This window comes from Streptomyces sp. NPDC030838, assembly GCF_055572035.1.
Genome location: NZ_JBVIED010000001.1, coordinates 1,535,734 through 1,560,028, shown reverse-complemented (window position 1 = coordinate 1,560,028; position 24,295 = coordinate 1,535,734). Strand labels below are relative to the sequence as shown.

21 protein-coding genes are annotated in these 24,295 nt (G+C 73.4%); 18 read left to right on the top strand and 3 right to left on the bottom strand.

The annotated features are described in order from the left end of the window. The first annotated feature begins 126 nt into the window (after positions 1-126). The 4 genes from ACZ42A_RS06960 (at position 127) to ACZ42A_RS06945 (ending at position 3,162) form a co-directional block, all read left to right on the top strand. On the top strand, positions 127-945 hold the full coding sequence (locus tag ACZ42A_RS06960) for an AIM24 family protein (RefSeq protein WP_468526072.1): 819 nt from the start codon (positions 127-129) through the stop codon (positions 943-945). A gap of 96 nt (positions 946-1,041) precedes the next feature. Next, positions 1,042-1,656, top strand: a complete 615-nt coding sequence (locus tag ACZ42A_RS06955) for a dihydrofolate reductase family protein (RefSeq protein WP_468526071.1) — start codon at positions 1,042-1,044, stop codon at positions 1,654-1,656. Between the two features lie 118 nt (positions 1,657-1,774). Beyond that, entirely contained in the window at positions 1,775-2,680 is a 906-nt protein-coding gene (locus ACZ42A_RS06950; RefSeq protein WP_468526070.1) for a DMT family transporter, read from the top strand. An 86-nt stretch (positions 2,681-2,766) separates the two neighbouring features. Further along, positions 2,767-3,162, top strand: a complete 396-nt coding sequence (locus ACZ42A_RS06945) for a guanyl-specific ribonuclease (protein WP_468526069.1) — start codon at positions 2,767-2,769, stop codon at positions 3,160-3,162. A gap of 58 nt (positions 3,163-3,220) precedes the next feature. Here ACZ42A_RS06945 and ACZ42A_RS06940 read toward each other — a convergent pair whose 3' ends face one another. After that, positions 3,221-3,421 (bottom strand): hypothetical protein, encoded by a 201-nt coding sequence (locus ACZ42A_RS06940; protein ID WP_468526068.1) that lies wholly within the window; start codon positions 3,419-3,421, stop codon positions 3,221-3,223. Positions 3,422-3,615: 194 nt separating this feature from the next. Here ACZ42A_RS06940 and ACZ42A_RS06935 point away from each other — a divergent pair, with 194 nt between their 5' ends. The 4 genes from ACZ42A_RS06935 (at position 3,616) to ACZ42A_RS06920 (ending at position 9,301) form a co-directional block, all read left to right on the top strand. Beyond that, complete coding sequence (locus ACZ42A_RS06935) at positions 3,616-4,881, top strand: sensor histidine kinase (RefSeq protein ID WP_468526067.1); 1,266 nt, start codon at positions 3,616-3,618, stop codon at positions 4,879-4,881. 160 nt (positions 4,882-5,041) lie between these two features. Further along, positions 5,042-5,737, top strand: a complete 696-nt coding sequence (locus ACZ42A_RS06930) for a hypothetical protein (protein WP_468526066.1) — start codon at positions 5,042-5,044, stop codon at positions 5,735-5,737. 3 nt (positions 5,738-5,740) lie between these two features. After that, positions 5,741-6,415, top strand: a complete 675-nt coding sequence (locus tag ACZ42A_RS06925) for an RES family NAD+ phosphorylase (RefSeq protein WP_468526065.1) — start codon at positions 5,741-5,743, stop codon at positions 6,413-6,415. Positions 6,416-6,418: 3 nt separating this feature from the next. Further along, positions 6,419-9,301, top strand: coding sequence for a CHAT domain-containing protein (locus tag ACZ42A_RS06920; RefSeq protein WP_468526064.1), 2,883 nt, complete (start codon positions 6,419-6,421; stop codon positions 9,299-9,301). A gap of 27 nt (positions 9,302-9,328) precedes the next feature. Here ACZ42A_RS06920 and ACZ42A_RS06915 read toward each other — a convergent pair whose 3' ends face one another. Next, positions 9,329-11,170: a caspase family protein gene (locus ACZ42A_RS06915; protein ID WP_468526063.1), complete on the bottom strand. Its 1,842-nt coding sequence runs from the start codon at positions 11,168-11,170 to the stop codon at positions 9,329-9,331. A gap of 157 nt (positions 11,171-11,327) precedes the next feature. Here ACZ42A_RS06915 and ACZ42A_RS06910 point away from each other — a divergent pair, with 157 nt between their 5' ends. The 3 genes from ACZ42A_RS06910 to ACZ42A_RS06900 all read left to right on the top strand — a co-directional run bounded on the left by ACZ42A_RS06910 (position 11,328) and on the right by ACZ42A_RS06900 (position 14,391). After that, positions 11,328-12,359: a hypothetical protein gene (locus tag ACZ42A_RS06910; RefSeq protein WP_468526062.1), complete on the top strand. Its 1,032-nt coding sequence runs from the start codon at positions 11,328-11,330 to the stop codon at positions 12,357-12,359. A gap of 60 nt (positions 12,360-12,419) precedes the next feature. After that, entirely contained in the window at positions 12,420-13,109 is a 690-nt protein-coding gene (locus ACZ42A_RS06905) for a response regulator (RefSeq protein ID WP_468526061.1), read from the top strand. A 73-nt stretch (positions 13,110-13,182) separates the two neighbouring features. Continuing rightward, the gene (locus ACZ42A_RS06900; RefSeq protein ID WP_468526060.1) at positions 13,183-14,391 is read left to right on the top strand and encodes a cytochrome P450 family protein; all 1,209 of its coding nucleotides are present in this window, start codon (positions 13,183-13,185) and stop codon (positions 14,389-14,391) included. Between the two features lie 78 nt (positions 14,392-14,469). Here the strand turns inward: ACZ42A_RS06900 and ACZ42A_RS06895 are convergent, their stop codons facing one another. After that, positions 14,470-15,492 (bottom strand): Gfo/Idh/MocA family protein, encoded by a 1,023-nt coding sequence (locus ACZ42A_RS06895; RefSeq protein WP_468526059.1) that lies wholly within the window; start codon positions 15,490-15,492, stop codon positions 14,470-14,472. Between the two features lie 103 nt (positions 15,493-15,595). Between ACZ42A_RS06895 and ACZ42A_RS06890 the strand changes: the two genes are divergently transcribed. From ACZ42A_RS06890 to ACZ42A_RS06860, 7 genes are all read left to right on the top strand, one after another. Further along, complete coding sequence (locus ACZ42A_RS06890) at positions 15,596-16,360, top strand: GntR family transcriptional regulator (protein ID WP_468526058.1); 765 nt, start codon at positions 15,596-15,598, stop codon at positions 16,358-16,360. Between the two features lie 171 nt (positions 16,361-16,531). Next, positions 16,532-17,536 (top strand): sugar ABC transporter substrate-binding protein, encoded by a 1,005-nt coding sequence (locus tag ACZ42A_RS06885; protein WP_468526057.1) that lies wholly within the window; start codon positions 16,532-16,534, stop codon positions 17,534-17,536. After that, entirely contained in the window at positions 17,533-18,567 is a 1,035-nt protein-coding gene (locus ACZ42A_RS06880) for an ABC transporter permease (RefSeq protein WP_468526056.1), read from the top strand. Before ACZ42A_RS06885 ends, ACZ42A_RS06880 begins: the two co-directional genes overlap by 4 nt. Beyond that, positions 18,564-19,355, top strand: a complete 792-nt coding sequence (locus ACZ42A_RS06875) for an ATP-binding cassette domain-containing protein (RefSeq protein WP_468526055.1) — start codon at positions 18,564-18,566, stop codon at positions 19,353-19,355. The genes ACZ42A_RS06880 and ACZ42A_RS06875 overlap by 4 nt, the downstream gene beginning before the upstream one ends. 106 nt (positions 19,356-19,461) lie before the next feature. Next, a complete protein-coding gene (locus ACZ42A_RS06870) occupies positions 19,462-20,607 on the top strand; it encodes an ROK family glucokinase (protein WP_468526054.1) in 1,146 nt (381 codons plus the stop codon). Next, positions 20,604-21,200: a sugar kinase gene (locus ACZ42A_RS06865; RefSeq protein WP_468526053.1), complete on the top strand. Its 597-nt coding sequence runs from the start codon at positions 20,604-20,606 to the stop codon at positions 21,198-21,200. Before ACZ42A_RS06870 ends, ACZ42A_RS06865 begins: the two co-directional genes overlap by 4 nt. Positions 21,201-21,299: 99 nt before the next feature. After that, positions 21,300-24,152, top strand: coding sequence for a DEAD/DEAH box helicase (locus tag ACZ42A_RS06860; RefSeq protein ID WP_468526052.1), 2,853 nt, complete (start codon positions 21,300-21,302; stop codon positions 24,150-24,152). Positions 24,153-24,295 lie beyond the last annotated feature (143 nt).

The window sequence follows — 24,295 nt, the reverse complement described above, 5'->3', positions numbered from 1 at the left end:
CCATTCCAGCCGCCCGCACGCCCGAGCACCGGCGGCGATCGGACATGGACCTGCGGGCCTTGGCCCGCCTCGGACAGGGACCTCGGCCCCAGGAACTCCATCGTCCCCCTGTCACGTTCACCCCGTGTGACACTTCAGCAAGAGATCGTCGGCAATGCCATGCAGATGGCGGTCGTCAGCCTCCAGCCCGGCCAGACCGTGTACTGCGAGGCGGGAAAGTTCCTGTTCAAGACGGCCAACGTGACCATGGAGACCCGTCTGACCGGCCCCTCCGACGGCGGCGGCGGGCAGCAGGCGCAAGGCGGCGGCGTCGGCATGGGCGGTCTGCTGCGGCAGGCGATGGGCACCGCCATGCAGGTCGGCCAGCGGGTGCTGGCGGGCGAGTCGATCGCCTTCCAGTACTTCACCGCGCAGGGCGGCGAGGGCACCGTCGGCTTCGCGGGCGTCCTCCCGGGCGAGATGCGCGCCCTGGAGCTGGACGGCACGCGCGCGTGGTTCGCCGAGAAGGACGCCTTCGTGGCCGCCGAGTCCACCGTCGACTTCGGCATCGCCTTCCAGGGCGGCCGCACCGGCATGAAGGGCGGCGAGGGCTTCATCCTGGAGAAGTTCACCGGCCGCGGCACGGTGATCATCGCGGGCGCGGGCAACTTCATCGACCTCAACCCGGCCGACTTCGGCGGCCGTATCGAGGTCGACACCGGCTGTGTGGTCGCCTTCGAGGAGGGCATCCAGTACGGCGTGCAGCGCGTCGGCGGACTCAACCGCCAGGGCCTGATGAACGCCGTGTTCGGCGGCGAGGGCCTGTCCCTGGCCACCCTGGAGGGCAACGGCCGGGTGATTCTCCAGTCGCTGACCATCGAGAGCCTGGCCAACGCCCTGAAGAAGGCCCAGGGCGGCGACAAGCAGGGTCCGACCGGCGGACTGTTCTCCACACACGCCGGCTGAGACCGGGGAGTGCCGGGGGAACCGATGAGTTGCGGGGGCCGGCGGGGTCTGCCCTGATGACAGCAGACCCCGCGCACTCCATGAAAGGCACCCGCCATGGGCAAGCTCGTCTCCACCATCTTCGTCAGCCTCGACGGCGTCTACCAGGCCCCGGGCGGCCCCCAGGAGGACACCCGCGACGGCTTCGAGCAGGGCGGCTGGGTCTTCCCGTATGTCGACGACGACTTCGGGCAGTTCGTCAACGACGTCTTCGGACGCGTCGGCGCCTTCCTGCTCGGCCGCCGCACGTACGACATCTTCGCCTCGTACTGGCCGAAGGTGACCGACCCGGACGACCCGATCGCCGGCCCCCTGAACCGGCTGCCGAAGTACGTCCCCTCCAGCACGCTCACCGAGCCCGAGTGGTCCCCCACCACCGTGCTCCGCGGCGACCTCGCCAAGGAGGTCACCGCCCTCAAGGAGCGCACCGACGGTGAACTCCAGCTGCACGGCAGCGGCGCGCTGGTCCAGTCCCTCCTCGACCTGGGCCTCGTCGACACCCTCCACCTGCTGACCTTCCCGGTCGTCCTGGGCGCCGGCCGCCGCTTCTTCGCCGACGGCGCCGTCCCCACCGCCTTCCGGCATACCGGCGGCAGCGTCACCGCGGCGGGCGTCTCCATCCAGTCGTACGACGTGGCGGGACGGCCGGAGTACGGCTTGATCGGCGAGTAAAGCGAGTAAGGCGAGGAAAACGCCTGGCCGAGGCCCGCGCCCACCGGTACGGTGATCACCCCTGTGCGAGCCGCCGCCGTCTCCGCACTCCCCGCCGGAGACGAAAGCCGCAGCCGCCATGTCCTCGATCGCCGTACCCGGCGCCCTCGCGCCCCGCCGTGCCTGGCTCACCGATCTGCCCGTGCTCCTGGTGGCGGTGGTCTGGGGCGCCAGCTATCTCGCCGCCAAGGACATCACCACCGCGCAGACCGTGCTCGCGGTCCTCGTGCTGCGGTTCGCGGTCGTGCTGCCGGTGCTGGTGGTCGCCGGCCGCCGCGCGCTGCGCGACCTCACCCCGGCCCAGTGGCGGGGCGCCGGGCTGCTCGGGCTGATCCTCAGCGGGATCTTCCTGCTGGAGACGTACGGCGTCGTGCACACCTCGGCGACCAACGCGGGCCTCATCATCAGCCTCACCATGATCTTCACCCCGCTGGCCGAGTCCGCCGTGACCCGGACCCGGCCCGCGCGCGGGTTCCTCGCGGCGGCCGCGGTCTCGGTGCTCGGCGTCGTCCTGCTCACCCAGGGCGGCGGCTTCACCCGGCCCTCGCTCGGCGATCTGCTGATGCTGCTCGCGGCCCTCGCCCGCACCGTGCACGTGCTGGCCATGTCCCGCGTGAAGGCGGTCCAGGGCGCGCCCGCACTGCCGCTGACCACCGTCCAACTGGGCACGTCGGTGGCGGTCTTCGCGCTGCTGGCGGCCGGCGCCGGCACCACCCCGTGGGGCACGGCGGCGGCGTTCGGGGCGCGCGAGTGGGCGGGACTGCTGTTCCTGTCGGTGTGCTGCACGCTGTTCGCCTTCTTCGTGCAGATGTGGGCCGTGCGCCGCACCTCGCCGTCCCGGGTCAGCCTGCTGCTGGGCACCGAACCGCTGTGGGCCGCCGCGGCCGGGATCGCGCTCGGCGGCGAGCGGCTCGGGGCGGTCGGCCTGGCGGGCGCCGCGCTGGTGCTGGCGGGCACGGCGTGGGGACGCCGGTCGGCAGGTTAACTCCACGAAAACGAACGGGACTTCACAGGGAATTCTGCTCGCTTGTCATTGACATGCCATCGTCTACGCGCGTCATCATGGGGGGCATGAGATTCCCCCCACGCGCCACTCGGATCGGCGCCGCAGCCGCGCTCCTGTCCGCCCTCCTCGTCGGCGGCACCGTCTCCGCCGCCCCCGCGGGTGCCGCCGCCCAGGCGGTCGGCAGCATCTGCCACAGCGACCTGCCCTCCCAGGCGTACGACACCCTGAGGCTGATCGACCAGGGCGGCCCCTACCCGTACCCGCAGGACGGCACCACCTTCTACAACCGCGAAGGCATCCTGCCCAGCCAGCCGTCCGGCTACTACCACGAGTACACGGTGAAGACCCCCAACGTCTCCACGCGCGGGGCCCGGCGCATCGTCACCGGCGAGGAGTACCAGGAGGACTACTACACCGCCGACCACTACGCGTCGTTCGACCTCATCGACTACGACTGCTGAGCCGGCGGGGCTTACGGCTCCCAGACGGACTTCCGGCTCTCAGCGGGACCTCCGGCTCTCAGCGGGACTTCCGGCTCTCCGCGGCGGCGAACAGGGCGCAGGCCAGCACCAGCAGGGTCACGCTCGCGAAGACCCCGTAGCCGTCCAGGAAGGCGATCCGCGCCACGAGCCCTCCGTCCCAGTCGGTGAACTCCTGCAACAGGCCCATCACGCCCTGCACCAGGGCGACGAATCCGAGAAACTCCAGCAAGGTCTTCATACGGAGGACTCTCGCCCCGCGGACCCCCCACACGCATCGGCCGCGGGGCGAGACACCTCCGACGGAAGTCGCCGCCGCCCGCCGCCCGGCCGCGCCGGTCGGCACGCGGCGGTACGACTTTCGTCGGAAAGCCGCGCGACTTCGGTCGACGACCGCGCGCGCGGGGCGCCGACCCGGCCCGCGCCCGCCTAGATTTGTCGACCGTGAGGGACGACAGCACGGCACCGCAGGCGCCGGCGTTCACGGGGCGCCGGTGGCTGTTCCCGTCCGCCGTGATCCACGAGCTCGACGCGGACGGCGCGTCGCCCGGACGGGCTCGCCGGCCCCGGCGCACCGCGCGGGACTGGGCCGTCGACTTCACCTGCTTCCTGCTCTCCGCCCTCATCGGCGTGGCGGGCGCGGACGCCGTCTCCGGCGACCCCACCGTCCCGTACGGCCTCGCCGTCGCCGACCAGTGGCTCGGCGCCGTCGCCTGCGCCGCGGTCTGGCTGCGCCGCCGCCGGCCGGTCGGGCTCGCCGTCGCCCTGACCGCTCTCGGCCCGGTCTCCGTCACCTCCGGCGGGGCGGGCCTGGTCGCCCTGTTCACGGTCGCCGTGCACCGGCCCTTCCGGTACGTCGCGTGGATCGGCGGAGCCTCCCTCGGGCTGATCCCGATCGTCCTCTGGCTGCGCCCGGAACCGGACCTGCCGTACCTGGCGGCCGTCGTGCTCACCGCGCTGCTCACCGTCTCCGCCATCGGCTGGGGCATGTTCGTCCGGTCCAAGCGGCAGCTCATGCTGAGCCTGCGGGACCGCGCCCGGCGGGCCGAGACGGAGGCCCGGCTGCGGGCCGAGCAGGCCCAGCGGCTCGCCCGCGAGGCCATCGCCCGCGAGATGCACGACGTCCTCGCGCACCGGCTGACCCTGCTCAGCGTGCACGCCGGCGCGCTGGAGTTCCGGCCCGACGCCTCCCGCGAGGAGATCGCCCGCGCGGCCGGCGTGATCCGGGAGAGCGCCCACGAGGCACTCCAGGACCTGCGGGAGATCATCGGCGTGCTGCGCGCGGGCGAACCCGACGACGCGGGCCGCCCGCAGCCCACCCTCGCCGCCCTCGACACCCTGGTCGCCGAGTCCCGCGCGGCCGGCATGAAGGTCACCCTCGTCCACCGCGTCACCGACCCGGCCGCCGTCCCCGCCTCGGTCGGCCGCACCGCCTACCGCATCGTCCAGGAGGGCCTCACCAACGCCCGCAAGCACGCCCCCGGCACCGAGGTCACCGTCCACGTCTCCGGCACTCCCGGCGACGGCCTCACCGTCCAGGTGACCAACCCCGCCCCCGACGGCGACGTCCCGCCCGTCCCCGGCTCCGGCCAGGGCCTGATCGGCCTCACCGAGCGCGCGACGCTGGCCGGGGGACGCCTGGAGCACGGGCCGCGCGAGGACGGCGGGTTCGGGGTGCGGGCGTGGCTGCCGTGGGGCTGAGCGCGACCGCCCGGCCGACGACCGCACTTCGACCGGGTGACGCCCGGCAACCGCCCCTCCCGGAGGCCCCGCGCCCAGTAGCGTGAACAGACGCTCCGCGCAGTCCCTCCCGGCCGGTGAGTCACGCGCACCGTCATGCACCCGTGGCTGACGCGGAGCCGTGCGACGACGAGAGGAGAGGGCACAGGTGCGGGTGAACTCCTTCATGCTGCTCGGTGCCGCGGCGGCCGACTGGGCCAGGCTGTCACGCCTGCTCGACCCGGGCGCGCGGCGCGAACTGGGCGGCCGGCTCGCCGAGTTACGGGCGGCCACGGCCGAGGGGAGACCGGACGCCGACCGGCAGTCGGCCGCCGACCGCGCGGCGCGGATCATCCTGGACGCGCTCCCGCCCGACGAGGCCGCCCGCCTCCGGCAGGACGGCACCACCGAACGCTTCACGGGAGCGCCCGCCACGGCCGAGTACCAGGGGTACGGCGCCCTGGACCTGACCCTTCTGGTGCTCGACCGCAACCCGATGGTCGGCCCCGTCCTCGGCCCCGTCCGCGCACGCCTGCTGGCGGAGCCCGCGCTGCCGTGGACCGAGGGCGCCGACCCGCGCCTGATCGTCCTGTCCGCCGAGGACGGCCGGCGCCGGCTGCCGCTCTTCCAGTTCGAGGCCGCGAGCATGCCGTGGCAGATCGTCCTGGAGGTCAACTCCCTGCTGCGCGCCGAAACCGACCCGTGGGGCGCGGCCGACTGGTGGCTGTCGCCCACCACTTGGTGGGACGGCACCCCCGCCACCCTGCTGGGCCGCGGGCGCGACGACGAACTGCGCGGCGCCGCCCGCGAGCTGGCGGCCGTCGAGGGGGAGGGGTAGGCGATGGGCAAGTACCCACCGCCCGAGACCCTGCCGGGCGAGCCGACCCGCGCGGTGCTGCGCGCGGGCACACCGGTGTTCCGGGTGCACTCCACCCACCGGGACCCGGCCGCGTACAACACCCGCCTGACGCACCCCTTCTACTACGGCGGCCGGTTCGACAGCACCCCGTACGACCCGTACGGCTACCTGTACGTCGGCTTCAGCGTCGGCGCCGCCGTCAGCGAGGTGCTGCTGCGCTCCCTGCCGTTCGACGCCGGTCCCGGGCCCCGGCTGCTGCCGCGCGTCGCCTTCGAGGGACGCGGCCTGTCCTTCCTGCGCCTCGCCGCCGACGTCGAGGTGGTGTCGCTGATGGGCGGTACGGACCTGGCCGCGGTGGCGCAGGACTCGTGGCTGGTGCACACCGAGGGCGCGGACTATCCGCAGACCCGCGACTGGGGGCACTGGATCCGCCGGCAGACCAAGACCTGGGCGCAGGGCTTCGTCTGGCCGTCCAAGCGGGAGCCCGCCGACCGGGTCGCGATCCTCTTCGACGACCGGGGCGAGGCACCGCTGCTCGAACCGGCCGGTGCCCCCTCCGTCGACTTCGGCACGGAGGAAGGCGAGCGCTGGCTGAACGGCGTCCTCGCGCCGTATCGCACACAGACCGCGCCACGACGACCGGAAGGGGAGCTCTGACCCGTGCGCCAGAAGGCATACGACTTGCACGCCCTGCTCTACGAACTCCAGCAGAGCGGACGCCAGGGCGTCAGCGACGCCGAGGACCTGTCCCGGTTCACTGCCCTGGTCCTCGACCACCTGGGCTGCGCGACCGCGCGTGAGGCCTACGACAGGCTGTACGCCGACTGGCAGGCGCTGCCGCGCGGCACCGTGATGTCCGGGCTGCGCGCGGGACAGATCCTCAGCATCCTGCCCAACCTGGTGTTCGACCAGCCGGTCGGCGACGGCCGCCGCGAGGAGGAACTCCTGCGCGAGGCCCAGCAGTACGGCCCGCAGGACCAGCGGTGGCAGTCCGCCATCATGGCCACCACCGGCATGTCCGCACTCGTGCAGGCGGGCGACCCGGCCCAGCTGGAGGCGGCCATCGCCCAGCTGGAGGAGGCACGCGCCGCGTGGCCGCCCGGCAGCCCCGAGCGGGATGTCATGGACGCCAGCCACGCCGGACTGCGCGTGTATCTCGCCCAACTCGCGGGCGGTGAGGACGACTTCGACTCGGCGGTCGAGGACCTGGCCCGCCTGGGCGACTCACCGGCGTTCGACGAGCAGCAGAAGCTGGCCATGGCCGGGCAGCTGGCCGTCTTCCGCTCCCATCAGGCCGTACGGCGCGAGGACGAGGCGGATCTGGCCCAGCGCATCCGCGAGCTGGAGACCGTCCTCGCGCGGTTGTCGCCCGGTCACATGGACCGCCCCAATCTCGAGGCCTACCTCGACAGCCTGCGCGGCAATCTGGCGATCCTCCGCGCCCGCCGCACAGGCGAGGACCTCACCATGGCGGACTTCGCGCCTCCGTCCGAGATGCGGGAGGTGCGAGCGCGGATCGCCGCGCTGCCGCGCAACGCGCAGGCCGACCGGCTCGGCGAAGTGGGACTCGCCCGTCTCGGCCGCGCCATGATGGCCAAGGACTACCAGGGCAGCCTCGAGGCGTTCGGCCTCCTCGAGGAGGCCATGGACCTGCTGGAACCCGACGACGAGCGCTGGCTGCGCAACGCCGGCACCCTGGGCATGGGCCACTGCGTGCTCGGCGCCATGTCCATCGCTCCCCGCGCCGACTGCCCGCACCACCTGGACCAGGGCATCTCCTGGCTGCGGCACACCCTGCGGCTGTGCGGCGGCCCGGAGCACCCGATGTACGGCAACACCGGGATGGCCCTCGCCCTGGCCTACCGGTGCCGCGGCGACTTCCTGCACCCGCGCGACGCCCGCGCCAAGCGCCGCAACCACGAGGAGTCCCGGCGCATCGGCCTCGACGCGCTGCGCACGGCCGCCTGGCACGTGATGCTCCAGTCCGGTACGGCGCACGCGGCCGAGACCGCCCGGCGGGCCGGCGAGAACGCGCTCGACGTGGCCCGCTGGTGCCTCGCCGACGGCACCCACGCCGATGCCGTCCGCGCCCTGGACGCCGGGCGCGGACTCGCCCTGCACGCGGCGACCGTGGCGGCCACCGTGCCCGACATGCTGACCGCGCTGGGCCAGTCGGAACTCGCCGCCGAGTGGCGCGACGCCGGCGACCCGGCTGTCCCCGAACCGGGCGTGGACGCCCTGCTCACCGGCCGCGCCCCGGCCTCGGGGCCGTCCAGCCGGCTGCGCCGCCGGGTGCTGCGGGCCCTCGCGGCGTCCCCGCTGCGGCAGCGGCTGCTGGACGCCCCCTCACCCGAGGAGATCGGTGCGGCCCTGCGCACCATGGGCGCCTCCGCCCTCGTCTATCTCGTGCCCGGCAACGCGGAGGAGCCGAGCCTGACGGACCGTCTGGTCTTCGGCCGGCGCGCCGACGAGGGGAAGGCGCTCATCGTCTCCTCCGACGGCACCACCCGCGCGCTGGACCTGCCCGGACTCCTCGTGGAGGCACCGCCCGTGGCGTCCTACCGGGCCTCCGGCACGCCCGGCCGGGACGCCGGCGGACCCCCCGTCGCGGACGCCGTCGCGGAGCCCGTACCCACCCTCGAGGAGAGCCGCGCCGCGCTGGAGCGGCTGTGCGACTGGGCCGGTACGGCGGCCATGGAGCCGCTGCTGAAGAGACTCCCGCGCGGCTACGGCCGCGTGCCCTCCGTCGTCCTCGTCCCGATGGCCGAACTCGCCGCCGTACCCTGGCACGCCGCCCGGCTCCCGGGACGGGGCCACACGATCACGTACGCCTGCCAGCAGGCGGACATCTCCTATCTGCCGTCCGCACGGCTGCTGTGCGAGGTGGCCGCCCGCCCCGCCGCCGGCACCCGGCAGGCCCTCGTCGTCGGCAACCCGACCCGCGACCTGCACCACGCCGGCGAGGAGGCCGAGGCCATCCACCGCGCCTTCCACCCCGACGGCGACCTCCTCGGCCCCGGCACCGCCACCCCCGCCGCGATCACCGACTGGCTGCGCCGGCAGCGCGGCGGGCTGCTCCACCTCGCCTGCCACGGAGTGGTCCGCCAGGGCGCGCGGCACAGCGCCTATCTCGCCCTGTCCGGCGGGCGGTTGGCGGCGGAGGAACTCACCGAGGGCGCCGACCGTTCCCGGCACCTGGACCTGGTGGTGCTCGCGGCCTGCCGCACGAACGTCTCCGGGCACGGCTACGACGAGGCCTACAGCCTGTCCACCGCGTTCCTGGTGGCCGGCGCCCGGTCGGTGATCGGGTCGCTGTGGCCGGTGCCCGACGAGGCGACGTCGCTGCTGATGTACATGACCCATCACTTCATGAGCCGCGAGGGGCTGCCGCCCGGGCCGGCACTCCGCAGCGCCCAGTCCTGGATGCTGGACGACCGCAGGCAACCGCCGCCCGGGATGCCGCCGGAGCTGCGCGCCCGGGTGCCGTACATCCGCCGCGACGACCTCACCGCCTGGGCCGGCTTCACCCACCTCGGCTGGTAGGCCCCGCCCCTCGGCTGCTCCGCCCCGTCACGGGACCTCCGTGCGCAGCACGACCTGGGCCGTGCCCCAGCGGCCCACGTCGTGCGCCGGGCCGCCCGCGTCCCGGCTGCCGGGCGGCGCGGCGAGCCGCAGCAGCCCGCCCTCGGCGCCCGCGCCCGCGTCGCCCCGCGCGGCCGGCGGGGCGCCGGGCGACCAGGGCTCCAGCCGGAACGGGGCGATGTTCAGCTCGTTCTCGGCCACGATCACCTTCAGCCAGTCCCGGGTGAACGCCCCCGGCACGACGGCGCTCCCCTGCGGCAGATACAGCCACACCGGCTGACCCTGCCGCGCCCATCCGGCCCGGCCCGCGCCGACGAAGTCGCCCGGGTACAGGCTCGGCGACGAGGCATAGCTGTCGGTCAGGTCGAGCAGGACGCACCACAGCGGCCGGTCCGAGTCGTTGTGGACGCGCACCATCACCTGCGGCGGCCGGTGATCGGCGGTGTACGAGCAGACGATCTCCCCGTCGGCCGCGTACCGCATCCGGCCGACCGCCGTCTCCTCGACCGTGACCCGGACCAGCGACGACAGCCAGGGATCGGGGTTGACCAGGTCCCGGACGCGATGCCAGTGCGCGATATGGGCGAGGCAGTCGGCGACCCGCGCCGCGTCGGCCCGCGTCCGCAGCGGCAGCGCGGGCAGATCCCGCCCCGCACCCCCGGACACCCGTGCCAGCCCGTCCCGTACCTCGACCCGCAGCGGCAGCCCGTCCCCGCCCGCCGCCAGCGCCGGCACAGCCGCCACAGCCTGCGAGACCAGCCGTACGGCGTCCGGTTCACCGGTGACCGTGACGGCGGCGGGCGGGAACGCCAGCGCCGACGGCGTCACCCCGTACACCGACTCCCGCTCGGCGGGCGTGGGTTGCCACCCGAGCGGATCCACCAGCGCCGACTCCGGCCGTACCTCGCGGACGACGACCGCGCGCGCCGCGGCACCGTCGTCGAGCAGCGTGAACTCGGCGCCGGCCGCCCGCAGCCCGTGCGCCTGACCGCAGTTGACCTCCCAGCCCGCCGCCGTGTGCCGCAGCAGGAAGGGGGAGGACGGCAGCGGGTCGCCGTGCAGGAAACGGGTGTCCTCCAGGCCGCGCAGCTCGGGGTGCTGCGTCGGCACCTGGCTGCGCACGTGCTCCTCCACGCGCGCGTGCAGCGCGCCGTACGAAGGCGCGGGGCCAAGCCGGTCGAGCGCGTCGAGCACGGCGTGGCTGAAGTAGCCGCGGATCCGACCGTCGATCAGGTTCTCGTGGGCGCGCTCCTGCGGGCGGCACGCGGCGAGCAGGACGTGCCGGCGCGGTTCCGGCCCCGCGCCGCCGCCGTCCCGCGCCCCGCGCGGGCTCTCCGTCCGCCACCACGGCCGCCAGGCCACGCCCCGCGCGGTCGCGCCGGGGACGGTGTCGCGGGTCGCCCCGCCCGAGTGGCAGCAGTCCAGGACGGCGACGACATGGGTGCCGCGCGCCGCGATCCGGTCGAGCAGCGCGCCCAGTTCGGCGTCCTGGAGCAGCGCCTGCCCGCCCTCGGCCAGGCTGTCGTGGCACACCAGCGCCTGCGCCTTGCCGGTCGCCTCCCGCGGATCGTCCGTGTCGTGCTCGCTGCCGTGTCCGCTGAACCACAGCAGCGCCGTGTCATCCGGGCCGCCGCGCCCCAGATGGCCCTCGACGCCCGCCAGCACGGCCGCCCGGGTGGCCTGGGCGTCGTACAACGTGCGGATCTCCGGCGCGAGTCCGCTGCGCCTCCGCAGCCAGTCCTCCGCCGCCCGCGCGTCGTTGACGCAGCCGCGCAGCGGCGCGCCGGGGTAGTCGTCGATGCCCACGAACAAGGCGTACACGGTCCGCATGCGGTGATCTTGCCAGGCCGGCGGGGTGCGGGCAGGGCGTTTCCGGGGCGCGCGCCGGGCGAGTACCGGGCGAGTTCGCGTTCGACCCATGTCTCCGCGTGCGTACGCCAGTTGACAGTGGTACATCACCGTCAGCACCGGCAGGAAGGACAGCAGCGTGAGTACCGGGGGACCCAATCCGTATCAGCCGTCGTGGCCGCCGGGCGGCGGGCCGTATCCGCCGCCGCAGCCGGGGCCCTACGTCCCGCCGCAGCCGGGCCCGCACCCGTACAACCCCTACGGCCCGTACGTGCCGCCGCAGCCTCCCGTCCCGCTCTGGCGCCGGCTGCGCGACGACGAGTGGCCGACCCTGCGGGAGCTGCTGGGGCGGGTGCGGGCGCGCGGCAACGGCTGCGTGGCGGCGCTCCTGTTCGTCCCGTGCCTCTGGGGCGTGACCCTGCCGCTGCTGGTCGGCTATCCGCTGGCCCGCGCGGCCCGCCGGAAGGCACGGCAGATCTTCCCGCCGAGCCACCGCCGGATCGAGGACGCCGAGGTGGTCCGGGTGCAGAAGGTGCGGGCCTGGACCGCCGCCGTCATGTCCTTCCTCATCCTGACCGTCTACGGCAAGCCGGAGGATGTCGCGCAGGCGCAGGAGCAGTACATGCTGCGGCTCGCGATCACGCCCTGGCTGCTGCTGCTCAGCGCGCCCGTCGTGGTGGCCCTGCTCTTCCGCTGGGCCGCCGCGGACGCCCGGCAGACCATGCGGCAGAACCTGCGCGCGGCCGGACGGTCGGCCCTGTGGTACTTCGGGGCCGTCACGTCGGTGCCGCTGATGGCCCTGCTGGCCGGCGGTCTCGCGGAGTTCGCACCCGGCCTCGGCGGAGCCGGGCAGTTCCTCGTCCTGCCGCTGGTGCTCGGGCAACTCGCGGCGCTCGTCTGGGCGGGGTGCTTCCTGCTGTTCGCCACCGGCCCCGCCGTCCGTGGCGCCTTCAACACCGCGCGGGTGCACGCGGCGCTGCCCGCGCTGCTCACCGGCGTCCTCGTGTGGGAGTTCACGGCGATCAGCGTGGCGACCGGCGGTACGCCGCCCGGCCCGCCGCTGGTGCAGATCGCCGCCCTGATCGGCGGCCCCGCCTCGGTGACGGCGGTGGCCTGGTGGGAGATCCACCGGCTGCGCACCCGGCACGGGGTGGTGCTGCGGGCCGGGTGAGGGACGGGGCGTCCGACCCGGTCGTACGACCGCGCGGGGCAACCGTGATTACGTAAGCCCATGACTGCGATCCGACTGCTCCTCGTCGACGACGACCCCCTGGTGCGGGCCGGGCTGTCCTTCATGCTGGGCGGGGCCGACGACATCGAGATCGTCGGGGAGGCCGCCGACGGCGACGAGGCGCAGGCCCTGGTCGCGCGGACCCGCCCGAACGTGGTGCTCATGGACATCCGGATGCCGACGGTGGACGGACTCACCGCCACCGAGCGGCTGCGCTCCCGCGCGGACGCCCCGCAGGTCGTCGTGCTCACCACCTTCCACGCCGACGAGCAGGTGCTGCGCGCCCTGCGCGCGGGCGCCGCCGGATTCGTCCTCAAGGACACCCCGCCCGCCGAGATCCTCGACGCCGTGCGCAGGGTCGCGGCGGGCGACCCCGTGCTGTCGCCCGCCGTCACCCGGCAGTTGATGGCCCACGCGGCCGGCACCGCCGCCGACATCCGCCGCACGCGCGCGCGTGAGCGCATCGCCGTCCTCGGCGAGCGGGAACGCGAGGTCGCCGTCGCGGTCGGCCGCGGTCTGTCCAACGCCGAGATCGCCGGGCGGCTGTTCATGAGCGTGCCCACCGTGAAGACCCATGTCTCGCGCATCCTGGCCAAGCTGGACCTCAGCAACCGGGTGCAGATCGCGCTGCTGGCCTACGACGCGGGACTCCTGGACCAGCCGGACGAGGACGCGCCGGCCGGGCACTGACGCCGCCGCTCGTCCGTTGACGGGGTGGACGGAGCGACAGGGGAAAGTCATGGGGGAAGGCGTGGGGGACCACATGGGGGACATCATCGATCTGGCCGACCACGGCGAGATCATCGATCTGGCGGACCACGGGGACGCGTTCCGCACCGACCCGCACCCGGTCTACGCCGCACTGCGCGCCCGCGGCCCGGTGCACCGGGTGCGGCTGCCGGCGCCCGAGGGCTACGAGACCTGGCTGGTCGTCGGGTACGAGGAGGCGCGCGCGGCGCTCGCCGACCCGAGGCTGTCCAAGGACACCGGCAGGATCGGGTTCACGCCGCTGGACGAGGAGCTGATCGGGCCGTATCTGCTGGTCGTCGACCCGCCCCGGCACACCCGGCTGCGCTCGCTCGTCACCCGCGCGTTCACCGCGCGGCGGGTGGAGGAGCTGCGGCCCCGGGTGCAGCGGATCACCGACGACCTGCTCGACGCGATGCTGCCGCTCGGCCGGGCCGATCTCGTGGAGTCGCTTGCCTACCCGCTGCCGATCACCGTGATCTGCGAACTGCTCGGCGTGCCCGAGCTGGACCGCGCGGAGTTCCGCACACTGTCCACCGAGGTCGTCGCCCCGACGAGCGCGGAGATCGGCCAGGACGCGGTCGCCCGGCTCGGCGCCTACCTGACCGAGCTGATCGAGGACAAGCGCTGCGCCGGCCCCGGGGACGACCTGCTCAGCGCGCTGATCGGCACCACCGCCGAGGACGGCGACCGGCTCTCCCCGGAGGAACTGCGCGGCATGGCCTATCTGCTGCTCCTCGCGGGCCACGAGACGACGGTCAACCTCATCACCAACGGCGTGCACGCCCTGCTCACCCACCCTGACCAACTGGCCGCCCTGCGCGCCGACATGACCCTGATCGACAGCGCGGTGGAGGAGATGCTGCGCTACGAGGGCCCGGTGGAGAACGCCACCTTCCGGTACGCCGCCGAGCCGCTGGAGATAGCCGGGACCCGGATCGAGGCGGGCGAGCCGGTCATGGTCGGCCTCACCTCGGGCGACCGCGACGACTCCCGCTACCCCGACGCCGGCCGCTTCGACATACGCCGCGACCCGCGCGCCCACCTCGCCTTCGGCCACGGCATCCACTACTGCCTGGGCGCCCCCCTGGCCCGCCTGGAGGCCCGCACCGCCATCCGCACCCTCCTCGACCGCGCCCCGGACCTGACCCTCGACGGCCCGCCCGGCGACTGGCTGCCGGGGATGCTGATACGGGGGATGCGGAGTCTGCCGGTGCGGTGGTAGGAGCGCGCGTCGACGGAACCGTCCCTCCGCGGGTGTCCTCCGGTCACCGGAACACCGCCTGTGCGGGCGTCCCTCCGGTCACCGGAACACCGCCTCCGCCCCGCCCGCTATCTCCGCCAGCCGTACCGGTCTGCGCTCGCGGCGGGAGCGTTCGCAGGCCTCGGCGATGCGCAGGGCCTGCAACGCCTCGCGGCCGTCGCACGGGTTGGCCCGCTCGCCCCGCACCACCTCCACGAACGCGGCGAGTTCGGCCTCGTACGCGGGTCCGAAGCGCTCCAGGAACCCGGTCCACGGGCGGGACGCGGCGGGCGGACCGGTCGGCTCGGTGGACGCGATCGGCGTGCGGTCGTCCAGGCCCACCACGATCTGGTCCAGCTCCCCGGCCAGCTCCATGCGCACGTCGTAGCCCGCCCCGTTCAGCCGGGTGGCCGTCGCGGTGACCAGGGTGCCGTCGTCCAGGGTGAGCAGCGCCGCGCCCGTGTCGACGTCGCCCGCCGCGCGGAACATCGCCGGACCGGCGTCGGACCCGGCGGCGTACACCTCCACCACCTCGTGGCCGGTCACCCAGCGCGCGATGTCGAAGTCATGGACCAGGGCGTCCCGGAACAGGCCGCCGGACAGCGGCAGATGCGCGGCCGGCGGCGGGCCGGCGTCGGAGGTGGTCGCCCGCACGGTGTGCAGCCGTCCGAGCCGCCCGGAGCGGACCGCCTCGCGCGCCCCCGTGTACCCCACGTCGAAGCGGCGCTGGAAGCCCATCTGCAAGACCGTCCCGGCCGCCTCCACCTCCGCGAGGGCGTGCAGCGTGCCGGGCAGGTCGAGCGCGATCGGCTTCTCGCAGAACACCGGCAGTCCCGAGCGCGCCGCCCGGCCGATCAGCTCGGCGTGGGCCGAGGTCGCCGTGGTGATCACCACCGCGTCCACGCCCCACCGGAAGATCTCGTCCACCCCGGGCGCCGCCGTCTCGCCGAGCCGGTGGGCCAGCTCCTGCGCCCGCGCGGGGTCCGCGTCCGTCAGGATCAGGGAGCCGACGTCCCGGTGCCGGCTGAGCGTGTTCGCATGGAAGGTGCCGATGCGGCCCGTACCGATGACCCCGATGCGCATGGAATCAAGGTGGGGTCGGACCCGCCCCACTGTCAATCCGCATGTCCGGACAATCGGACTACACAACTTCCCGTCAACCAGTCGTGAAAGCTACGCTCGGCCCGTGCCGAAACCAGATGTCGACCCGACCGTCCAGCTCGACCTCAGCGTGGACCGGAGTTCTCCGGTGCCCCTGTACTTCCAGTTGTCCCAGCAACTGGAGGCCGCGATCGAGCAGGGAACGCTGACCCCGGGCAGCCTGCTGGGCAACGAGATCGAGCTGGCCGCCCGGCTCGGCCTGTCCCGGCCCACCGTCCGCCAGGCCATCCAGTCCCTGGTCGACAAGGGGCTGCTGGTGCGCCGCCGCGGCGTCGGCACCCAGGTCGTGCACAGCCAGGTCAAGCGCCCGCTGGAGCTGAGCAGCCTCTACGACGACCTGGAGGCGGCCGGCCAGCGCCCCGCCACGAAGGTCCTGGTCAACACCGTCGTCCCGGCCTCCGCCGAGGTCGCGGCGGCGCTCGGGGTCGCCGAGGACAGCGACGTCCACCGCGTGGAACGGCTCCGGCTGGCGCACGGCGAGCCGATGGCGTACCTGTGCAACTTCCTGCCGCCCGGCCTGCTCGACCTGGACACCGCCCAGCTGGAGGCCACCGGCCTGTACCGGCTGATGCGGGCCGCGGGCATCACCCTGCACAGCGCCCGGCAGTCCATCGGCGCCCGCGCCGCGACCGCCGCCGAGGCCGACCGGCTCGGCGAGAGCGAGGGCGCCCCGCTGCTCACCATGCAGCGCACCACCTTCGACGACACCGGCCGCGCCGTCGAGTACGGCACCCACACCTACCGCCCGAGCCGCTACAGCTTCGAGTTCCAGCTCCTCGTACGGCCCTGAGATCGACCGTCCCGCGGGGCCCGGGTTCGTCGCAATGTCCGGACAATGCGACCGACTCGCGGTCCCCGGTCTCGGGAGGCACGATCCCCGTGTTCATACTGGGGCGTTTGGGGCCGGTGAGATGACCGGCCCCTCATGCACCGAAGAACACGGCAAGAAGGGCACGGCCTCGTGGCACGGTTTCGGACCTGGGTAGGCATCGCGGTGGCAGGGGCACTGACACTGTCCCTCGCGGGGTGCAGCAGCACCGGCGGCAAACGCGCCGAGGACGCCCGCAAGGCCGCGGCCGCCCGGGGCGAGGCGGCGGTGACCACCCCCCGCTGGACCTTCGCGATGATCACCCACTCGGGTGACGGCGACACGTTCTGGGACATCGTCCAGAGCGGCGCGAAGGAGGCGGCCGCCAAGGACAACATCAACTTCCTCTACTCGCACGACGACGAGGCCCAGCAGCAGGCCCAGCTGGTCGACGCGGCCATCGACAAGAAGGTCGACGGCATCATCGTCACCCTCGCCAAGCCGGACGCGATGAAGGCCGCCGTCGCCCGCGCCGTCAAGGCCGGCATCCCCGTGGTGACCGTGAACTCCGGCTCGGAGAAGTCCGAGGAGTTCGGCGCGCTCACCCACATCGGCCAGGACGAGACCATCGCCGGGCAGGCCGTCGGCGAGGAGCTGAACGCGCGCGGCAGGAAGAAGGCGATCTGCGTCCTGCACGAGCAGGGCAACGTCGGCCACGAGCAGCGCTGCGCCGGCGTCGAGGAGACCTTCGACGGCGACGTGCAGAACCTCTACGTCACGGGCACGAGCATGCCGGACGTGCAGTCCGCCATCGAGGCCAAGCTCCAGGCCGACAAGAAGGTCGACGCCGTCGTCACGCTCGGCGCCCCGTACGCCGACACCGCGGTCAAGGCCAAGCAGGGCGCGGGCAGCGACGCCGAGATCGACACCTTCGACCTGAACGCCAAGGTCGCCGCCGGCCTGAAGGACGGCACCCTCGGCTTCGCCGTCGACCAGCAGCCGTACCTCCAGGGCTACGAGGCCGTCGACCTGCTGTGGCTGTACAAGTACAACGCCGACGTCCTCGGCGGCGGCAAGCCCGTGCTCACCGGCCCGCAGATCATCACCAAGGACCAGGCCGCCGCTCTGGAGGAGTACACGAAGCGGGGCACCCGATGAGCGCGACCACCACCACCGACGAACGCCTCCTGCGCACCTCCCCGCTGCGCAAGCTCCTCGGCCGCCCCGAGCTGGGCTCCGTCGTCGGTGCCCTCGCCGTCTTCGTCTTCTTCGCCTTCGCGGCCGACAGCTTCCTGCGCGCCTCCAGCCTGAGCACCGTCCTCTACGCGTCCTCCACCATCGGCATCATGGCCGTCCCGGTCGCGCTGCTGATGATCGGCGGCGAGTTCGACCTGTCGGCCGGCGTCCTGGTGACATCGTCCGCGCTGATCTCGTCGATGTTCAGCTACCAGATGACGGCGAACGTCTGGGTCGGCGTAGGCGTCTCCCTGCTGGTCACGCTCGCGATCGGCGCCTTCAACGGCTTCATGCTGACCCGCACCAGGCTGCCCAGCTTCATCATCACGCTCGGCACCTTCCTGATGCTGACCGGCATGAACCTCGGCTTCACCAAGCTGATCTCCGGCACCGTCTCCACCAAGACGATCGCCGACATGGAGGGCTTCCCCAGCGCCCGCGACGTCTTCGCCTCGACCCTCACCATCGGCGGCGTCGACTTCAAGATCACCATCCTGTGGTGGTTCGCGCTGGTCGCCGTGGCCTCCTGGATCCTGCTGCGCACCCGCGCGGGCAACTGGATCTTCGCGGTCGGCGGCAACAAGGACGCCGCCCGCGCGGTCGGCGTCCCCGTCACCGCCACCAAGATCGGCCTCTACATGGGCGTCGCCTTCGGCGCCTGGATCGCCGGACAGCACCTGCTCTTCTCGTACGACGTCGTCCAGTCCGGCGAGGGCGTCGGCAACGAGCTGATCTACATCATCGCCGCCGTCATCGGGGGCTGTCTGATCACCGGCGGCTACGGCAGCGCCGTCGGATCGGCGGTCGGCGCGTTCATCTTCGGCATGACCAGCAAGGGCATCGTCTTCGCCGAGTGGAACCCCGACTGGTTCAAGTTCTTCCTCGGAGCGATGCTGCTCCTCGCGACCCTGCTCAACGCCTGGGTCCGCAAGCGCGCGGAGGCCACGAAATGACGGACACGGCGACTCGTACGGCGCTCGTGGAGCTGTCCGACGTCAGCAAGCACTACGGCAACGTCCGCGCGCTCGAAGGCGTCTCCCTGGAGGTTCACCAGGGCGAGATCACCTGCGTCCTGGGCGACAACGGCGCCGGCAAGTCCACCCTCATCAAGATCATCGCGGGCCTGCACCAGCACGACGCCGGCACCTTCCGCATCGAGGGCGAGGAGACCCGCCTGGGCTCCCCGCGCGAGGCCCTGGACCGGGGCATCGCCACCGTCTACCAGGACCTGGCCGTCGTCCCCCTCATGCCGGTCTGGCGGAACTTCTTCCTCGGCTCCGAACCCCGCAAGGGCGTCGGCCCCTTCAAGCGCATGGACGTCGACTTCATGCGCCGCGCCACCTATGCCGAACTGCGCAACATGGGCATCGACCTGCGCGACGTGGACCAGCCCATCGGCACCCTCTCCGGCGGCGAACGCCAGTGCGTGGCGATCGCCCGCGCGGTGTACTTCGGCGCGAAGGTCCTGATCCTGGACGAGCCGACGGCGGCACTGGGCGTGAAGCAGTCGGGCGTGGTGTTGAAGTACATAGCCGCGGCCCGGGACGAGGGCCTGGGCGTTGTCTTCATCACGCACAACCCGCATCACGCGTACATGGTCGGCGACAGATTCGTCCTGCTGCGGCGGGGCACCATGGTGGGGAATCACACCCGGGACGACATCACGCTGGACGAGCTGACGAACCAGATGGCAGGCGGAAGCGACCTGGCAGATCTACGCCAGGAACTGGAACGTCCCTAAGGGGCGCGGGGAACTGCGCGAAGTACCACAACGGCGCCGCACCCGGCAATGAACCGGAACCACGCAGTTCGGCACCCCGCACCCCCGTGAGGCAGAATCGGCCCCGATGAGCACCTACGGCACCTTCAACGCCCCCATCGGCTCCCGGCGTGCCCCCGCCCTCAGAACGATCGGCACCCGGGAACGCCGCTCCCACCTGACCGCGCCCCGCGTGCCCACGGTTGGTATCGACATCGGCGGCACCAAGGTGATGGCGGGCGTCGTCGACGCCGACGGCAACATCCTGGAGAAGCTCCGCACGGAGACCCCGGACAAGTCCAAGAGCCCCAAGGTCGTCGAGGACACCATCGTCGAGCTGGTGCTGGACCTGTCCGACCGGCACGACGTGCACGCCGTCGGCATCGGCGCGGCCGGCTGGGTCGACGCCGACCGCAACCGGGTGCTCTTCGCCCCCCACCTGTCGTGGCGCAACGAACCCCTGCGCGACCGCATCGCCGACCGGCTCGCGGTCCCCGTACTCGTCGACAACGACGCCAACACCGCCGCCTGGGCGGAGTGGCGCTTCGGCGCCGGCCGTGGCGAGGACCACCTCGTCATGATCACCCTCGGCACCGGGATCGGCGGCGCGATCCTCGAGGACGGCCAGGTCAAGCGGGGCAAGTTCGGGGTGGCCGGTGAGTTCGGCCATATGCAGGTGGTGCCCGGCGGCCACCGCTGCCCGTGCGGCAACCGCGGCTGCTGGGAGCAGTACAGCTCCGGGAACGCGCTGGTCCGCGAGGCCAAGGAGCTGGCCGCCGCCGACTCCCCGGTGGCGTACGGGATCATCGAGCACGTCAAGGGGCAGATCGACGACATCACCGGCCCGATGATCACCGAGCTGGCCCGCGAGGGCGACGCGATGTGCGTCGAGCTGCTCCAGGACATCGGCCAGTGGCTCGGCGTCGGCATCGCCAACCTGGCCGCCGCGCTCGACCCCTCCTGCTTCGTCATCGGCGGTGGCGTCTCGGCCGCCGACGACCTGCTGATCGGCCCCGCGCGGGACGCCTTCAAGCGGCATCTGACCGGTCGCGGCTACCGCCCCGAGGCCCGGATCGTCCGCGCCCAGCTCGGCCCCGAGGCCGGCATGGTCGGCGCCGCCGACCTCGCCCGGCTGGTCGCCCGCCGCTTCCGCCGCGCCAAGCGCCGCCGCGTGGAGCGGTACGAACGCTATGAGCGGTACGCGCAGGCCCGCCGCGCCCAGGGGTCGCTGTGACGTCGGGTCCCCTGCCGCACCAGGCCGGTCCGCTCGACGAGCCGCAGCGCCCCGTCGAGGACCGCCGCCACATGATCCGCCGCCGCGCGCTGACCCTGATCATCATCGTGCTGCTCATCGGCATCCCGGCCGGCTATCTCGTCATCTCCGCCAACCAGAGCCGCGACAGCGGCAAGGACAAGGAGAAGAAGTACTCCGCGACCGGCCTCACCGAAGGCTGGCCGTCGAAGGTGCAGCGCCGCCTCTACCAGGTGCCGATACCGCATCCCTCGAACAAGGTCGCCTGGTACGAGACGAACAACTGGAAGACCAGCCGCCTCTACGTCCAGTTCCAGACCACGCACGACGGCCTGGACGCCTTCCTGAAGGAGCTGGGCGTCAGCCGCAGCGACCTGGTCAAGGACGACATCACCATCGGCGCGCGCGACCGCGATGTCACCGGCTGGAAGTTCTCCGGGCAGAACGTCCGGCCCGGCCCGAACTACGGCCTCGTCCGCGAGCAGAAGAACCCGAGGCCGACGCAGAACGTGGTCGTGAACTTCGGCAATCCGACGTACCCGATGGTCTACGTCGTCTCCCGCACGGTTCCCTGACGCACCGGCCCCGGACGGCCGCCGGAGCCGATTGTCAGACCCGGCCCGTAGAGTCGAAGACGACTGATCGACGCGCACGGGCGGGAGGTGACCAGACGTATGCGCGACACGGCGACGGCGGCCGAGCGGACGGACGCGCGGGTGCCCGCGGGACTCGCGGCCGTCTTCCTCCCCGCACCCCTGCCGCGCGACGGCCGGATCGCCTTCTGGCACCCCGAGGGCGACCCCCCGGCGGACCTCCGCGCCGCCGAGCCCACGGAGCTGACGGTCGTACGGCGCCATGGCTCCGGCGTACGCCGCAGGCAGACCCCCGCACTCAGCGTGCCGCTCGACCAGGCCCTGCCGCTGCTGGTCCGCGCGCGGCACGATCCCGCCGCCCACCCCGCCACCGCCTGCTGGGGAGCCGCCGCCCGGCATGCCCTGCGGCTCGCCGCCCGCGGCCGTCTCCTGCCCGGACTGACGCCCACCGGCCACGACGCCTGGCGAGCCGGCCCGCTCGACCCCGACGACCTGGCCCACCTGCGCGCCATCGCCGCGGCTCTGCCGTACGAGGGCCACGCGGTGCCGCTGCCCGGCACCGGCCCACTCCGGCTGCCCGAGCCGGAGGCGCTGATGCGCTCCTTCCTGGACGCCGTCGCGGACACCCTGCCCCGCACCCCCGCCGCACCCCACGCCTGCGGACGCCCCTTCGCCGACCGCCGGCCGCAGCGCCTGCCCGACGCCCACGACTGGGCCGCCGAGGTCGCCGCCGGCATGGACGCGGGCGTGCGGATCTCGCTCCGCCTCGACCTGTCGGCGTACGACCTGTTCGACACCGGGCAGCACAGCGGGGAGAACGAGCGGCTGCGCCGCGCGGGCGCCGCGATCGTCCAGGTGCACAGCCTCGCCGACCCCACTCTCGTGACCGACGCGGCGGCCCTGTGGGCGGGCGAGGCGGACGCCGCGTTCGGACCCCGCGCCCGGGTGGACGCCGCCCTCGCGGTCCGCCGCGCGGCCCGCGTCTGGCCCCCGCTGGACCGGCTCGCCGAACAGGACGTGCCCGACGTCCTCGCGCTCTCCGAGGAGGAGCTGGGCGATCTGCTCGGCGTCGCCGCCTCCCGCCTCGCCGCCGCCGGAGTCGCCGTGCACTGGCCGCGCGACCTGGCCCGCGACCTCACCGCCGCCGCCGTGGTGCGCCCCGCGCCGGGCTCCGCGACCGACGGCACCGGCTTCTTCGAGAGCGAGGAGCTGCTCCAGTTCCGCTGGCAGCTCGCGCTCGGCGGGGAACCGCTCAGCGAGGCCGAGATGGACAGCCTCGCCGAGGCCCACCGCCCCGTCGTCCGGCTGCGCGACCAGTGGGTGCTCGTCGATCCGGCCCTCGTCCGCAAGGCCCGCAAACGCGAACTCGGACTGCTCGACCCGGTCGACGCCCTGTCCGTCGCCCTCACCGGCAGCGCCGAGATCGACGGCGAGACGGTGGAGGCGGTCCCGGTCGGCGCGCTGGCGGCCCTGCGCGACCGCCTGACCGCCGGTATCCACCCCGCCGAACCCCCCGCAGGCCTGCACGCCACCCTCCGCGACTACCAGCGGCGCGGCCTGGCCTGGCTCGACCTCATGACCTCCCTCGGCCTCGGCGGCTGCCTCGCCGACGACATGGGCCTCGGCAAGACCATCACCGTCATCGCCCTGCACCTGAAGCGGGCCCGCCCGGAACCGACCCTCGTGGTCTGCCCGGCCTCTCTGCTCGGCAACTGGCAGCGGGAGATCGAGCGGTTCGCCCCCGGCGTCCCGGTCCGCCGCTACCACGGCACCGGCCGCACCCTCGACGACCTGGACGCCGGCTTCGTCCTCACCACGTACGGCACCATGCGCTCGGCCGCCCCGGCCCTGGCCGGACAGCCATGGGGCATGGTGGTGGCGGACGAGGCCCAGCACGTCAAGAACCCGTACTCGGCCACGGCGAAGGCCCTACGGACCATCCCGACGCCCGCACGCGTGGCCCTGACCGGCACCCCCGTCGAGAACAACCTCTCCGAACTGTGGGCCCTCCTGGACTGGACGACGCCCGGCCTCCTCGGCCCCCTGAAGTCCTTCCGCGCCCGGCACGCCCGCGCGGTGGAGAACGGCGAGGACGAGGAGGCGGTGGCGCGGCTGGCCCGCCTCGTCCGCCCGTTCCTCCTGCGCCGCAAGAAGTCCGACCCGGGCATCGTCCCCGAGCTGCCGCCCAAGACGGAGACCGACCACCCCGTCCCCCTCACCCGCGAACAGGCCGCGCTCTACGAGGCGGTGGTGCGCGAGTCGCTGCTCGCCATCGAGACGGCGGACGGCATGGCCCGCCGGGGCCTGGTCCTGAAACTCCTGACGTCGTTGAAGCAGATCTGCGACCATCCCGCGCTCTACCTGAAGGAGGAACCCGCGCGGGCCGGCACCGACCGACTCGTGGCCCGCTCCGGCAAACTCGCCCTGCTGGACGAGCTGTTGGACACCCTCCTCGCCGAGGACGGCTCGGCGCTGGTCTTCACCCAGTACGTCGGCATGGCCCGCCTCATCACGACTCACCTCAACTCCCGCGCGGTCCCCGTGGACCTGCTGCACGGCGGCACCCCGGTGCCCGAGCGCGAACGAATGGTCGACCGCTTCCAGAGCGGGGCCACCCCCGTCCTCGTCCTCTCCCTCAAGGCGGCCGGCACGGGCCTCAACCTGACCCGGGCAGGCCACGTCGTCCACTTCGACCGCTGGTGGAACCCGGCCGTCGAGGAACAGGCCACCGACCGCGCGTACCGGATCGGCCAGACCCAGCCCGTCCAGGTCCACCGCCTCGTCACGGAGGGCACGGTGGAGGACCGCATCGCCGAGATGCTGGCCTCCAAGCGCGCCCTGGCCGACGCGATCCTCGGCTCCGGTGAGGCAGCCCTCACCGAGCTGACGGACCGTGAGCTGTCCGACCTCGTCTCCCTGCGGAGGGCGTCGTGAGCGGGGTGGCGCGTGGGCGGGGCGAGGACGGCGTGGGTGCCGGGGAGGTGAGCTTCGAGGAGGCCGGCTTCCAGGGGGAGGCCTTGTTCGAGGGGGAGCCCCTGGAGGGGGAGCGTTTCGAGGGGGATGGCGCCGAGGATGCG

Bases quoted from the DNA above. Each gene is read 5' to 3' on its own strand.
- ACZ42A_RS06955 (WP_468526071.1), top strand. From the start codon at position 1,042: ATGGGCAAGCTCGTCTCCACCATCTTCGTCAGCCTCGACGGCGTCTAC.
- ACZ42A_RS06950 (WP_468526070.1), top strand. From the start codon at position 1,775: ATGTCCTCGATCGCCGTACCCGGCGCCCTCGCGCCCCGCCGTGCCTGG.
- ACZ42A_RS06945 (WP_468526069.1), top strand. From the start codon at position 2,767: ATGAGATTCCCCCCACGCGCCACTCGGATCGGCGCCGCAGCCGCGCTC.
- ACZ42A_RS06940 (WP_468526068.1), bottom strand. From the start codon at position 3,421: ATGAAGACCTTGCTGGAGTTTCTCGGATTCGTCGCCCTGGTGCAGGGC.
- ACZ42A_RS06925 (WP_468526065.1), top strand. From the start codon at position 5,741: ATGGGCAAGTACCCACCGCCCGAGACCCTGCCGGGCGAGCCGACCCGC.
- ACZ42A_RS06915 (WP_468526063.1), bottom strand. From the start codon at position 11,170: ATGCGGACCGTGTACGCCTTGTTCGTGGGCATCGACGACTACCCCGGC.
- ACZ42A_RS06905 (WP_468526061.1), top strand. From the start codon at position 12,420: ATGACTGCGATCCGACTGCTCCTCGTCGACGACGACCCCCTGGTGCGG.
- ACZ42A_RS06900 (WP_468526060.1), top strand. From the start codon at position 13,183: ATGGGGGACATCATCGATCTGGCCGACCACGGCGAGATCATCGATCTG.
- ACZ42A_RS06895 (WP_468526059.1), bottom strand. From the start codon at position 15,492: ATGCGCATCGGGGTCATCGGTACGGGCCGCATCGGCACCTTCCATGCG.
- ACZ42A_RS06880 (WP_468526056.1), top strand. From the start codon at position 17,533: ATGAGCGCGACCACCACCACCGACGAACGCCTCCTGCGCACCTCCCCG.
- ACZ42A_RS06875 (WP_468526055.1), top strand. From the start codon at position 18,564: ATGACGGACACGGCGACTCGTACGGCGCTCGTGGAGCTGTCCGACGTC.
- ACZ42A_RS06870 (WP_468526054.1), top strand. From the start codon at position 19,462: ATGAGCACCTACGGCACCTTCAACGCCCCCATCGGCTCCCGGCGTGCC.
- ACZ42A_RS06860 (WP_468526052.1), top strand. From the start codon at position 21,300: ATGCGCGACACGGCGACGGCGGCCGAGCGGACGGACGCGCGGGTGCCC.